This window comes from Streptomyces sp. NPDC111507 (assembly GCF_055638955.1).
Genome location: NZ_JBVKBU010000016.1, coordinates 176143 through 188747, shown reverse-complemented (window position 1 = coordinate 188747; position 12605 = coordinate 176143). Strand labels below are relative to the sequence as shown.

At 70.6% G+C, this 12605-nt stretch carries 10 protein-coding genes and 2 pseudogenes; 1 reads left to right on the top strand and 11 read right to left on the bottom strand.

From position 1 onward, the window contains the following. Positions 1 to 268: 268 nt before the first annotated feature. Positions 269 to 583: a hypothetical protein gene (locus ACZ7M2_RS41875; protein WP_471599837.1), complete on the bottom strand. Its 315-nt coding sequence runs from the start codon at positions 581 to 583 to the stop codon at positions 269 to 271. Positions 584 to 1444: 861 nt separating this feature from the next. After that, a pseudogene (locus ACZ7M2_RS41870) lies at positions 1445 to 1713 on the bottom strand (PAS sensor protein); the annotation flags it as partial. Positions 1714 to 1889: 176 nt separating this feature from the next. On the opposite strand from ACZ7M2_RS41870, the pseudogene ACZ7M2_RS41865 reads away from it, so the two are divergent. Further along, positions 1890 to 2621, top strand: a pseudogene (locus ACZ7M2_RS41865) (LuxR C-terminal-related transcriptional regulator); the annotation flags it as partial. On the opposite strand, the gene ACZ7M2_RS41860 reads toward ACZ7M2_RS41865, so the two are convergent. The 9 genes from ACZ7M2_RS41860 to ACZ7M2_RS41820 form a co-directional block, all read right to left on the bottom strand. Then, on the bottom strand, positions 2544 to 4361 hold the full coding sequence (locus ACZ7M2_RS41860; RefSeq protein ID WP_471599836.1) for an ATP-binding cassette domain-containing protein: 1818 nt from the start codon (positions 4359 to 4361) through the stop codon (positions 2544 to 2546). The pseudogene ACZ7M2_RS41865 and the gene ACZ7M2_RS41860 sit on opposite strands and share 78 nt — an antisense overlap. An 80-nt stretch (positions 4362 to 4441) precedes the next feature. Next, positions 4442 to 6154, bottom strand: a complete 1713-nt coding sequence (locus ACZ7M2_RS41855) for an ABC transporter ATP-binding protein (RefSeq protein WP_471599788.1) — start codon at positions 6152 to 6154, stop codon at positions 4442 to 4444. A 141-nt stretch (positions 6155 to 6295) separates the two neighbouring features. Continuing rightward, positions 6296 to 6412, bottom strand: a complete 117-nt coding sequence (locus ACZ7M2_RS41850; RefSeq protein WP_054233519.1) for a SapB/AmfS family lanthipeptide — start codon at positions 6410 to 6412, stop codon at positions 6296 to 6298. Between the two features lie 81 nt (positions 6413 to 6493). Further along, positions 6494 to 9142 (bottom strand): class III lanthionine synthetase LanKC, encoded by a 2649-nt coding sequence (gene lanKC, locus ACZ7M2_RS41845; RefSeq protein WP_471599787.1) that lies wholly within the window; start codon positions 9140 to 9142, stop codon positions 6494 to 6496. Between the two features lie 373 nt (positions 9143 to 9515). Further along, a complete protein-coding gene (locus tag ACZ7M2_RS41840; RefSeq protein ID WP_471599786.1) occupies positions 9516 to 9992 on the bottom strand; it encodes an integrase core domain-containing protein in 477 nt (158 codons plus the stop codon). Next, positions 9970 to 10311 carry a hypothetical protein gene (locus ACZ7M2_RS41835; protein ID WP_471599785.1) on the bottom strand — a complete coding sequence of 114 codons (342 nt, stop codon included), beginning with the start codon at positions 10309 to 10311 and terminating at the stop codon, positions 9970 to 9972. The genes ACZ7M2_RS41840 and ACZ7M2_RS41835 overlap by 23 nt, the downstream gene beginning before the upstream one ends. A gap of 32 nt (positions 10312 to 10343) precedes the next feature. Further along, positions 10344 to 10568: a hypothetical protein gene (locus ACZ7M2_RS41830; protein WP_471599784.1), complete on the bottom strand. Its 225-nt coding sequence runs from the start codon at positions 10566 to 10568 to the stop codon at positions 10344 to 10346. Positions 10569 to 11316: 748 nt separating this feature from the next. Continuing rightward, complete coding sequence (locus ACZ7M2_RS41825; protein ID WP_471599783.1) at positions 11317 to 12024, bottom strand: hypothetical protein; 708 nt, start codon at positions 12022 to 12024, stop codon at positions 11317 to 11319. A 137-nt stretch (positions 12025 to 12161) separates the two neighbouring features. After that, positions 12162 to 12584, bottom strand: a complete 423-nt coding sequence (locus ACZ7M2_RS41820; protein ID WP_471599782.1) for an SsgA family sporulation/cell division regulator — start codon at positions 12582 to 12584, stop codon at positions 12162 to 12164. Between the last annotated feature and the right edge of the window lie 21 nt (positions 12585 to 12605).

Below are 12605 nucleotides of genomic sequence, written 5' to 3'. Positions count from 1 at the left end.
CTGACCTCTGGTGGCGTCGTCGTCTCTCGGTAGGCGGGGAGGCCATGTGAGGTTCGTGGTCCGGTCCAGGACCGACAGGATCACAGCGTGACTGGTGTGATCACGGCGTCGGAGCCCTCCGGGATAGTCGTCCCGGGCCTTTCGGTCCCGCCCCGTGGCCGGGAAAATCGGGGTCGGCACCCGTCCGGAGGACGCCCGGCCGACGATGCCCCATCACCGAACCGACGTCGTCCCGCTGCGGAGGGCACCGTGACCGGCGGAAGACCAGTCAGTCGACCGGATCGTCGATCCACCGGAACCAGGCTCGTTCGCCCTCGACATGCAGCAAGAACTCAGCGACCGGCCCCGCTGGGGCGACGAGCTGGAGCTTCTCGTTGATCTCACTGACCACAGAGTCCCACTCGTCCCACTCTTCCTCTTCGGTCAGCGCCAATTCACGCTCGAACAGAGGCTGCACCTCGGCGAAGCCCGTTCCCGATACGAAGCGTCCGGACAGCCAAGGGAAGTCGCCCTCCTCAATGAAGATCTCGCCGACCACATCCTCTCCCCGGCGAAGCTGCCAGACATCCCCCTCGTTCCACACCTCAACCACCCCTCTCCTCGACCGATACCGCGGAGCCTTCCACGGGGGTCTGACACAGCCCGCAGGACAGCACTGATCACAAGGGTCCGGCAGCCTCCGGCCGCCGGACCCTCAACCTGTCGCTCATCGCTCCCCATCCTCCCCACTTCGTTGCCAAGTGAACGAACTGGGGCGGCCAGCAGCCTTGGCCAAATTCGCGGCTCTGGCCGCAGTTCCGTGAATGATCTTTGGGTCAGGCGGGGCCGCCGGGGTAAGTCATGCCGGTGTGTGTGGGTCTGGACGTGCCGGCATTTCAGCCAACGAAGTACCCATTCGTGCGGCTGCGATGCGGCGTGCTCGCAGTTGGGCTCGCGTGCGGGGGCGGAACTTGGGTTCCTTTCCGCAGCCGCAGGGCTCCCGGCCTTCGTAGCGCAATCCAGAATTCAGGACCGCGGCCACGACGGTCCATGCCTTGGTGTCTCGGCGTCGTGGTGCTGCGAAGTCGTGACCTGCACAGACCATGGACGTGGAGCATCGGGGGCATCGGTGATCCGTGAGGCCGGGATGCTGCTTGAACGCAATGCGGCAGGCCACGCACGCGTAGTGCAGTTTGTAGGAATTCCCGGCGTAGTAGCACACGGTACGAACCTATCTTCCGGCGTGGCGGCTGACGAAGCGTTATCGTCTCCCGGCTCAAAGCCGCGTGAGGATTCGGATGCGGAGGAGCCGGAAAGAGGCCCGCCTGTACATGGCTCTTTTAGCAGTTCGCATAGATGGCGAGCTGGTGGTGTGGGAGCGGGGCAGCGCGGGCGGCGGGCCAGTCGCTGTCGGACAGCGAGGGCAACGACCGTTGCCGTGGCTCCGAGGACCACGCCGAGGGCTCAGCCACCGCTCCCGCACCGCCTCGGCGACCGGGATCGGCGCGCTGAGCCCCACCCGCTCCCAGGGCGCGGCGAACGACCGGGCAGCCCCGCCATCACCGCCATCTCCAACACCGGCTCGTCGCCCAGCCGCAGGTACACCGCGCCGGAGTGCGCCCCGACGGCGTCCATCATCGAGGTCAGCGCCAGCGACAGCAGCGGCCGGCCGACCGGGTTGCCGAGGGCCGCCGGCGCCTGCCCGGACGTCTGCCCGTCGGACACGGCGACCATCTCCCTGGGGCAGGTCTCACCGTCCGCGACCAGGCGCCGCGTATCCGATCGGGCTGGTCCGACGGACACGTCCTCGTCGGCCGCGCGATCCCCGGGTCCAAATCTGCTCCCCTGGCGGCCTGGCGCGCACGGCGAGCGGCGCGCACCGGCGGGCGCACTTCCGGTCCGGGGCGGCCATGCCCCGGACGGAGTGCCGGGGTGTACCCCGTCCGCGCGCCCCCATGCTTCCTCGGCAGAAGCGCGCCGCGGCGTGCGGGCGCTGCGCGTGCGCCCCCTCGCACCCTGATGGCCGGTTCTTCGCGCCCAGAAATGGTGCGAGGGCCCAACAATGGGCACGCGCTCAACAACACAGGACTGGCGTACGGCAGACTGAAGGGGCGGCAGTGATCCAGGTACTTCTCGTGCACGACGGATGTCTCGTCAGATCGGTCCTCGCGCAGTGGCTGTCACGGGAGCCCGACCTGCGGGTGGACGACGTCCCCTGGCGCCGGGCGTCCTGTCACGTGCGCGCGTTGCGGCCCGACGTGTGCGCGGCGGATCTGGACTGCTCGGACACGGCCGGCATTCCGCCCCTGGGCGAGTTAGGTCTGCGGGGCGGCGGCCAGGCCCTGCCCCGCTTACTCGTACTTGCCACTGCGAACAGGCCTGGCCTGCTGAAACGGGCCCTGGAGGCGGGCGCGCTCGGCTACGTCGACAAGACGGGGACGCCCGAGCAGTTGCTGCGCGGAATCCGGAAGGTCGCTCAGGGGGAACGTTTCGTCAGCGAGTCGCTGGGGTTCGGATTCCTCAAGGCCGCCGAGATGCCGCTGACCCGCCGGGAGCTGAGCGTGTTAACCCTCGCCGCCGAGGGAGCCTCCTTCGCGGAGATCGCCGGGAGCCTGCACCTGTCCCACGGGACCGTGCGCAACTACATGGCGGCCATCACCCGCAAGACCGGCGCCCGCAACCGCATCGACGCCATCCGCATCTCCCAGGGCCAGGGCTGGCTGTGAGAGCTGCCCGGGTTCCCAGCCACCCACGAGGTCGCGGTAGAGGGGCGAGCGGCGCAGCACCTCCTCATGCGTCCCGAAGGCCGTGCGCGGGCCGTCCATCACCAGCACCCGGCCGGCGCGGCGGGCCGAGCTGATGCGGTGGGCCACGACCACCAGGGTGCCGCCGGGCCGGGCCGCGAACGCCCGCTCCGCCCGTTCCTCCGCCACCGGGTCCAGATGGCAGGTCGCCTCGTCCAGCAGGACGAGGGGGGCGGACGACAGGTACGCCCGCGTGAGCGCGATCAGCTGGCGCTCACCGGCCGACAGCGCCGCGGGATCCACACTCGCCCCCGGCCCGCCCAGGGCGTCGAGCAGCGGTGTGAGCCCCACCGCCTCGGCCGCGGCGAGCAACTCCGCCTCGGGGACGGGATCCGGCCGCAGATGGGCGAGGTTCTCCCTGAGGCCGCCGCTGAACACGTACGCCTCCTGCGGGATCAGCACGCGCCCGGCGGCGGCCTCGCGGCCCGGCACCCGGCACCCGCAGATCCGTATGTCTCCGCGTACCGGCTTCAGCAGTCCCGCGACCAGCCCGGCCAGCGTGGACTTCCCGACCCCGCTCGGCCCTACGACGGCCAGGTGGGCGCCGCTGGGCAGCGCGAGGGTGAGGTCGTCGACGACGGGGGCGCAGGCGAGGCCGTAGGAGAAGGTGAGGGACGTGAGAGCGAGGGCCGGGGGCGCTGCCGGGGTGGAGGGGCACGGAGGCGGGGTGTACGGGGGGAACTCGGTGACGACGGGGCGGGAGACCGCGGGCGGGGGCGGCGTCAGCCGGCGCAGCACCACTGTCAGGCGCGAGCCGCTGGTGCCCAAGCCGTGGATGAGGCCGCTGAGGGCGGGGAGGAGGGACTGGCTGACGTAGGCGAGCGCGCCGAGCACGGCGCCAGGGGTGACCCCGTGGTCGAGGAGCCAGGGGGTGCCGGCCAGTAGCAGGACCAAGGGCAGGTGGCCGCCGAGTGCGAGACAGACGACGCGGGCCACGCCCCAGCGGGCCAGGGCGCGGGCCGCCCGTTGCTCGGCGTCGGCGAGGGCGCCGGCGTCCGCGGCGATCCGGTCCTCCGCTCCGGCCGCCGTGACGTCCCGCAGCCCCGGGCAGACGGCGCCCAGGTTTTCCGCCAGGGCCTCGTCGGCGGCGAGGTACGCCTCCTGCCGTCGCGCCAGCGGACGCAGGGTCGCTGCGAACAGAGCCATTGCGGCCGCGAGCGGCGGCACGACGGGCAGCAGCAGCGGCGGGGCGAGCGAGCACAGGCCCGCCAGCGCGCCGACGGACGTGAACACGAACGAGCGCGAGACCATCACCAGGCCCGCGAAGGTGTCCCGGGCGATCTCGACCTGCTGGGTCAGGCCGGACAGCGCCCCGCGGTCCCCCTCCCGCACCCCCCGCCGCACCACGCCGGTGACGAGCCTGTCCCTGAGCGGCTCCACCAGCGCGGCGACCGCCCCGTACACCCGCCCAGTGCCGTACGCGCCGACGAGTACGCCGAGCCCGGCTGCCGCGAGCCAGCCGAGCCCCACGGTGGTCCGTCCGGCCAGGAACCCGTCGTCCAGTGCCCGCGCGAGGGCGTAGCCGAGGAGGAACGTCTGACCCGTCTCCAGCACCGACCAGCCGGCGAGCCGCACCATCGCCCGTCGGTCGACGTGCGGAAAGCGCAGGGCGCGGTGGCCCGGGTGTCCGTGCAGCCGGTGGAGTCCGTCCCGGTGGGTCACGCTCCTGCCTCCTCCTCTGCGGCCCCGAACACCGCCCGGTAGCCCGGCAGCCGCCGCCACAGCTGTGCATGCGTGCCCACCGCCCGGACCCGCCCCCCGTCCAGCCATGCCACCGTGTCGGCACGGGCGGCCGTCGCAGCCCGGTGGGCCACCACCAGCCGGGTGCCGGTCGCGGCCCGGCCCAGGACGGCCTCGGTGACCTGGTGCTCGGTCACCGTGTCGAGGCTGGAGAGCGCGTCGTCGAGGACGAGCAGACGACCGCCGTGGGCGAACGCCCGTGCGAGGCCTAGGCGTTGGGCCTCGCCGCCGGAGTGCGGGGCGTCGGCGACGGGCGTGGCGTAGCCGTCGAGCAGGCGGCGGACGAACGCGTCGGCGCAGGCCGTGCGAGCGGCCTCCCGGACGCGGGCGGGAGGGGGGCAGCGTAGCCCCAGGGCGATCGTGTCCTCGACGGTCGTGCCCAGAAGGGCGGGGCGGTCAAAGGCGTACGCGACCGCCGCGCGCAGTTCGGCGCGGGAGAGGGCGGGCAGCGCGACGCCGTCCAGCAGCACCTCGCCGGCGTCCGGGTCGGTGAGTCGGCCCGCGAGCGCGGCCAGCAGCGACTTGCCCGCACCGGAGCGGCCGACCAGGGCGAGCGTCGTCCCGCCGGGCACGACGAGGTCGACGCCGTCGAGCACCGTGCGTGCGCCGCGTCGGGCGCTGACCCCGCGCAGCTCCAGGCGGCCAGGGCCGTCGGACGGCAGGCTCCGGTCCCCGTGCGAAGGGGCGGGTTCCGCCAGGACCTCGCCCAGGCGGCGGGCCGCCGTGCGGGCGCGGACCAGGCCGGAGAGCTGCCCGACCAGCACGCCGACCCCGGTGGCGAGGACCGCGTAGCGGGAGGCCGCCAGGACGTCTCCGGCGGAGAGCCGGTGCCGGCTGAGCAGCATGCCCGCCACGGCCACGACGGCGAGGTGCAGCAGAGGCGCCACCGCCACCGCCCGCGCCGCCGCCCGCCCCTGTACCCGCCACATCCGCCGACCTGCCTGGGAGAGTTCGGGCAGCGGTCGCAGGATTCGTTCCGCGTCCCGGTCCGCCGTACCCGCCGCGCGGATGGTGCGGGTGCCGCCGACGGCCTCGGCGAGCGCGGACGCGATGCGCCCCTGTACCCGCTGGTAGTCGGCCACGCACGTCGAGGTGTCCCGGGCGAGGGATCGCAGCAGGAGCGTCAACAGCGGCGCGCCGGTAAGGAACACGGCCGCGAGCCACGGGTCGATCACAGCGAGCGCGACCATGCCCCCCACCGGGCCGGCGAGTGCGGCCAGCAGCGCGGCGCGGGCGCCGGGCGCCGTGCCGGCCTGGGCGGCGTTTCCCACGAGTCGCGCGACGAGGTCGCCGGGGCCGAAGCGGAGCGTCGCACGCGGCCCCAGGGCCAGGACGTGACCGGTCACCCGGCGACGCAGGAAGGCGGTGGTGCGGGCGTCGAGGGTGCCGGCGAGCACGGTCTCGCACGCGTCGAGCACGGTCAGCAGCAGGACGAGAGTCGCGCAGATCAGCACCCAGCGGGTCGCCGAGGCGTGGGCGAGCAGGAGGTCCAAGGCCCGCCCGAGGGCGGCGGGCAACAGCAGTCCCGCGCCTGTCGCCGCCACGCTCACCAGGCAGAGCGCCGCCCAGCGGGGCCCGCTGTGCCGGTTCGCCGCGGTGAGCAGTCCACCGGTCGTCGGGTCCATCGACATCGTGCACTCCCTCGGAGCTTCCGCGCTTCCGCGTTTCCGTCCGATCGGGCGGACGACCCCGGGCGGCCCCATCCCTCGCGGGAGCGGACCGCCCGGAGTGTTCAGCGTGAGCCGTTCGTCAGAGCGTTCGGCACCGCTTCGTCACAGACAGAGCAGAACGCTGGCCGCGCTGATGCACGACAGGAGGCTGACGGTGCTGTTGCCGCCGCCGCCGGTGTGCTCGTCGGATTCCATCGTCTGCAGGTCGAGCAGGGCCATGGTGTGTCCTTTCGTCGATATCGGTTGTTCGTCCCGTGGGGACAGGGTTGCGTCACGACTCCGCCGGGTGGCAGAGCCATGTCATAGAGGCCGCCGATGCGGCGGCGGGAGGAACGGCAGGTGCGCGGCAACGCCCTCGTCGCCCGAGCCGAAGGCTGCGGCGAGGGCGAGCAGCGCGCCCGCCGTTCCGGTGGCGAGGTCCATGGAAAGGCGCATCATCTGGTGCCCGGGGAAGGCGAGTTGGCCCTGGTACGACATCGCCGACCAGCCCAGCCCGGCGATCTGCTCGTCGAGCCGCGCCCGCGTCGCCCCCGGCGCGGTGGTGCGGGCGAGGTGCAGGATCATCCCGGCACGTCCCTGGAAGAGGCCGGGCTGTGCGTAGAAACGGGAGGTGGCCGCGGTGAGGATGCCGGCACGGGCCTGCGCGAACTCCGCGCCGGCGTCCGGAACGTGCGCCGCATAGTCGTCGAGCACGAGCCCCACGCCCACGCTCCCGTCCCCGAGATACGGCATGGTCCGCCACCCCTCGTCGACCTCCACCGCGCCCCCCTCACGCTCGGCACAGCACTCCAGGTCCCGCCGCAGCGCCACGCAGGCCGCCTCCAGCAGCGCACGCTCGCCGGTCTCCTCGTACCGCCGGAGGAGGAACAGCGCGGGCCCGCTCGCGCCCCGCATCAGCCCGGCCCGTCGCCGGGGCGCGGCCGGCGCCGGTTCGGCGAGGCGACGTACGAGGAGGTCGGCGGCCTCGGCGGCCCGCTCGCGCAGTTCCGACTCGCCGGTCGTGACGGCCAGTTGCCCCAGCACCAGGCCGAGGCCGGCCAGGCCGCCCTGGAGGTCCGAGGACAGATGCTGCCAGCGTTCGCGGAGGATACCGTCGACCAGGTCGAGGGCCCGCTGCCGGTGTCCGAGCAGGTCGAGGGTGTGGGCGACGCCCGCGAGTCCGTCGTAGAGACCGAGCGGGGTGCCCGTCGGGGCCGGGGCAGTGTGGTCCAGAAGCCAGCGTTCGCCCTCGTCGTGGCGTTCGGCGCCGGCCACCGCCAGGGCGTACAGGACGCCGGCCGCGCCGTGCGCGAGGCCCAGGCCGCCGCCGTCGGAGAACTGGGCGACGTCGCCGGGGTAGAGCCGGTCGTCGCGCTCCGGGGTCGCCGAGGCAAGGATCGCCTTGATCATCGAGTCGCGGCTGTGCGGCCAGTCGCCCGGCTCCACCCGGGAGGCGGGGGCCGACGGCACCCGCTCCGGCGCTCCGGTCCCGCCGGCAGGGGCGCCGGTGCCGCAGACATCGCGGGTGATCTCCGCGACCGCCTCGGCCAGGAACTCCTTCGGCACGTCCGGGAACTGCTGCGCGATCACCTCGGCCAGATGGGCCGCCTTGCCCCGGTCCACCACGAGCAGCGTGGTGACGGGCAGGAACAGGGCGAGCCGCAGACACGCCAGCGCGTACCGGTCGACGTCGGCGCCCCGGCGGTCCGGTGGCGCGAAGAACCCGGGATGCGCCACGACCTGGCGGCCGTTCTCCTCGGCGGAGGCGGCCGCCTCGAAGTCGATCAGGAACACCGACTCCTCGTCGGGCGCGACCATGATGTTGAAGACGTGCAGGTCGTTGAAGACGATCCCGCGCGCGTGCACCTTCTCCACCGCGCACTCCACCGCCCGGTGGATGCTCACCGCCCATGCCGTGTACGCGGCGACGGCCTGCGGGTCGGGGTCGGGAGAGAGCAGCGGGTGCCGTTCGGCGAAGAAGGAGTTCAGCGGGCGCCCCGCCACGAAGTCCATGACCAGGAAGCGGTGGTCTCCGAGGGTGAACCAGTCCCGCACCTCGGGCACCACCCCGGTCCCCGCCACTGCCTCCAGCGCCCGCTTCTCCCGCTCGAGCCGGGCGATCGCGTCCGCCCCGTCCGAGGCCAGCCCCGCGTGCGGCCGCCCCTCCTTGAGCACCACCTTGCGCCCGTCCCGGGTGTCGGTGCCGGCGTACACTCCGCCGCCGTTGGAGAAGTGCAGCGCCTTCTCGATGCGGTACGGCAGCTCACCCACCGTCGTGGTGTTGCGCGCCGCGAGATGCGGCTCGAGGAACGCGGGCAGCGCCACCCACTCCGGCACCTGGAAGGACGGCGCCCGCCGGTCCGGCACCAACGTGCCCGAGCCGTCGCGCACCGCCGGCACGAGCGAGCCCCGCTCGTCGACGACGTATATGCGCGCGAACGCGCCGTAGCGGACGTACAGCGGTCCGTCGTGCCAGCGCAGGTCGGTGAGGATGTAGGGGCCCTCAAAGCCCTCCAACAGGGAACCCAGCTCACGCAGGACCGTGTGCAACTGCTCCTCGTCGGCCGGGTAGACGGTGACGAACTTGCCGCTGGTGTCGCGACCCGCGTACTTGGTGTTGCGCAGATGCAGCAGATGCGGGCCCGGCACGAACTTGAACGGGATGTGGCGGGGCAGGCAGTAGTCCCACACAATCGCCGCGATCCGATCGGCGTTCGCCCGGGTGGCCGAGGCGTGGATCTTCCAGCCCTGGGCCGGCGCCGCCGCCGGGGCGCCGTCCGCGCCGAGCGGCGTAAGCGTCAGCCAGTCACCGACGCGGGCCGTCGCCCAGCCCTCCGGGATGGGCCTGCGTGCCGTCTCGAACAGGGGAACAGTCCCCTGAGCCGCCCCTGCGACGCCCGTCGCCAGCCGGTCGGGTGTCTCGTAGAAGTGCGCGTCCGCCAACGCGTACACCTCGTACCGCTTGTCCATGCCTCCCCTTCCGTGGCCCGCCCAAGAGCCTCGCAAGCCGGCCTGGGGCACTGACAGTCACGACTGTCACGAGCTCACTGTGCGAAACGCACGAGTAAAGACATGTTCGGCTCGTTTCGATCCCTGCCCCGCGCCGCCTCCTGGACGGCTGTGCTCCGCAGGTTGCGAAGACCCACGGTTTCCCGCCTGGTGAGAACGCCGTCGCACTCGCAACGGATGAGAGCCACAAGGCGACGGATGCACTCGTGGATCTGACTCCGATTCCCTCTGACCTGACCACCGTCTACTGGGTGATTCGCGAAGTTTCCTTGCCTGATGTCGAGCACGAATACTTCGTCCACCCTGTAGGTGCCAAGAACCACGTCCGCGCTGGTCACGCAACGTGTCGGTGGACGTTGAGGTGGGTGAGCCGGTCGGATTGGGTGATGGGTTCGGGCAGGGGACGCAGCGGTGCGGCGCCTGTAAGGATGTGGTGGGGCCTGTGCTGGTTGTAGAACTGCTCGTACTCGCGCAGCGCGTGGAGTAGTTGGGCCTGGTTCCAGATGAGGGTGCGGTCGAGGAGCTCGGTTCGGCAGGACCGCACCCATCGCTCCATGACCGCGTTCATGCGCGACATCCGGACGCCGGTCTGGACGACCTCGATACCCCCGGCCTGCAGGACGGCGTCGAAGGCCGCCGGGTGGCGGACATCCCGGTCGCGGGTCAGGAACTTCACCCCGGCGCCGGCGTCGTGGAGGTCCATGACCGTGTTCCGGGCGAGCTGGCTGACCCCGGCCACCGTCGAGTGCGCCGTTGCGCCGAGGATCCGCACGCGCCAGGTGGCGTGCTCAATGACAGCCAGGACGTACAAGGTCGCACCGGTCGGTCCTGGCCTCGAAGAAGTCGGCGGCGACGACGGCTTGCGCTTGGGAGCTCAAGAAGTTAGCCCAGATAGTGAGGTCCCGGTCAGGCGCAGGATCGATGCCGTGCCCCTTGAGGATGTTCCACACAGTGGCGGCGGCGAACTTGATGCCGAGAGCGGCGAGTTCGCCGTGGATACGCCGGTACCCCCGATTGAGGTTCTGGCCGGCGAGCCTCAGCACCAGGGCCCGGACCCGGACGTATGGTGCGCCGTCACCGGGGGCGCTTGGGTCGGGAGGCATTGCCGTGGTGTAGGCGGAGCAGGTCACGGTGCCAGCGCAGCACCATGTCGGGGAGACGATCAGCTGGAGTCGGCGAAGTTGTACCCGGGGCGGCGGTGCAGAAGTGCGGCGAGCAGCGCGCGGTCCGGCCAGGTGAGCATCGGCCTGTCGATCTGCCACTGCAGCACGACCAGTTGGTGGCGCAGCGCCAGGATCTCGGTGTCCTTGTCGCGATCGCCCATCGGCAGGAGCCGTATCAAGGTGAACATGCTCGTCAGGGCCAGGTAGGGCAGTCGCAGCAGCACCGGACCATCCTGGCGCCGGCCGGGGCTGCCCAGCAATCACCGAAGACCCACCATCACCGTCGACTGGCAGGAGCTCACGACAGCGCCCCTACACGGCCTGACCAGCGTGGATGAGATGCGGTGCTGCACCGCTGCCTGCTTGGCATGGACCATCGCCTGACGGAGGTCGTCAGTCATCGTCTCGGGGCTGTAGCGCTTGTGCGGGGCCTGGAAGCGTTGCTGGACCGCCTGCCGCCTCACGCCCAGGGCGGCGCCTATGTCCGCCCATGAGAAACCGTGCATCCGGCAGTGCTCGACGTAATCCTCGACCAGGTTGTCTGCCAGCGCCTGCGAGTTGGGGGGGCGACCGTGAGGAGGGCGAGCCGGTCGGGCTGTTCCTGTCCGCCGGGCAGTGCGCCGTGGCGCACCTTCGGTCGACTTCCGCGATGAGGCAGTCCAGGTCGGGAAGAGCCATGAGGCAAGTGCGCCTTGACAATTCAGGATTGTCAAGGCGCACTTGCCTCACCTCAGATGCGCGCTCAGGGGAATCACCGCGTTGGGATGGCGCCGGTGGGTGCGGTGCGAGACAAGAGGGGCGAGCCCCTCGGTAGCGAGACGTGAATCTCCGGCGCCTGGCGTGCTCACAGAGAGCAAGGATGACTGGGCACCTGCCGACAGCGGCGCCGGATGGGCGCAACGGTCAGAACGTGCCGTACGTGCAGTGCACCAACACGTCCGCCCTTGCCGATCTCATGACCATCTTCCCGGCCTACAGGTCGGTACCGGCGTTGCCATCGTCGCTCGAAGCGTCTCGCCGCTTGGTCCCACCCTGAGTGGAAGCGTCCTTCTCCTGCTTGTCCAAGAGCTCCAGGAGCGCAGCGTCTGCCTTTCGCTGATCCTCCTTCGTCAGTTCAAGAGGTGCGTTGTTGTAGACGGCGTACCGGTCGGGATCAATGATGTTGGTGGTCCTCAACGTGAACGTCAGAAGCGGGCGCCACCCCTTGCGGTGGCCAACCCTCACTTGAATTTGGACCTTGTAGTCACGGGCCTCCGGAAGGAGCCCGGGAAACGGTGCCTCGAGCTCGATGAAAAGTTGTTGAGCTTCTCTGCCGGCCACAACGAATCCGGCCGGCAACTTCATTTCCTCGTCCGGTCCGGGTTGGAGACGAGACGGCGAAGACATCCACAAGAGTGGTAGATGAGAGGCTGGCTCATCAGGGAAGGTGAGCCTGAGATCCTGCACAACTATCGGCTTGGCGCCGGTGTTGTGAAGGACGAGCGGAAGCCGCAGGCGAACCAGTGAGTAGTTGAAAACCGCTGCAAAGGAGTGAGGCTCCCATGTCTTCAGGCGCCCTTGTCTGGCATTGATCCACCAGAATGAGGAGACCGTGAAGACCAATGCGCAGACCGACACCACGGCGGCGCCGCCAATCGATGAGGACGCATTCTGGTCAGCAGCGGCCATCAACAGGGACACATATTCAGTGTGCCAGCCTCAGGATGTCTACGCTAAACGTCGCCACGGGGCACAGGCAGCTGGTCAGGGCGGTCTCGGCTTGCAACGGCACGTATTGCTGCAATCACACCCAGAGCCTGATTCCGGGCAGGAAGACCTCAGCCTTCGGCGAGGAGGTGCCTCAGTAGCGCGTCCGGTTCGATGTGCTCGGACTCGGATCCTCTGGGTACGAGTGTCTCTGTCTCCTGCAGGAACCTTTTGATGTCCTGCGCTGGAACTTCGAGCAACGCCGTACTGTCGGGCGGCTTGAGGCCGATATACACAGCACCGCGGTCGCGCTCGCCGGCTGGCCAGATCCAAACGTCTCCCTCGCCGACGGGGCCCTTCAGGCCGTCGATCAGCAGATCGCGTCCGATGATCCATTCCACCGCCTCATCGCTTTCGTCCACGGTGAACGCAACACGAACGGCATAAGGATCACTGAGCTCGTACCGCAGCCTCATGCACATGGGCAGGGATATTTCCTGCGAGACGACAAGCTGTACAGGGAGACCCTGCATCACGGTTCTCATTGACTTCATGGGTTCGCTCCTGGCGTCTCG

What these genes read in the sequence shown, in the direction of transcription:
- ACZ7M2_RS41860 (WP_471599836.1), bottom strand. Translation starts at nt 4,361, where the DNA reads ATGGTGCGGCTCGCCGGCTGGTCGGTGCTGGAGACGGGTCAGACGTTC.
- ACZ7M2_RS41855 (WP_471599788.1), bottom strand. Translation starts at nt 6,154, where the DNA reads ATGTCGATGGACCCGACGACCGGTGGACTGCTCACCGCGGCGAACCGG.
- ACZ7M2_RS41850 (WP_054233519.1), bottom strand. Translation starts at nt 6,412, where the DNA reads ATGGCCCTGCTCGACCTGCAGACGATGGAATCCGACGAGCACACCGGC.
- lanKC (WP_471599787.1), bottom strand. Translation starts at nt 9,142, where the DNA reads ATGGACAAGCGGTACGAGGTGTACGCGTTGGCGGACGCGCACTTCTAC.
- ACZ7M2_RS41820 (WP_471599782.1), bottom strand. Translation starts at nt 12,584, where the DNA reads ATGAAGTCAATGAGAACCGTGATGCAGGGTCTCCCTGTACAGCTTGTC.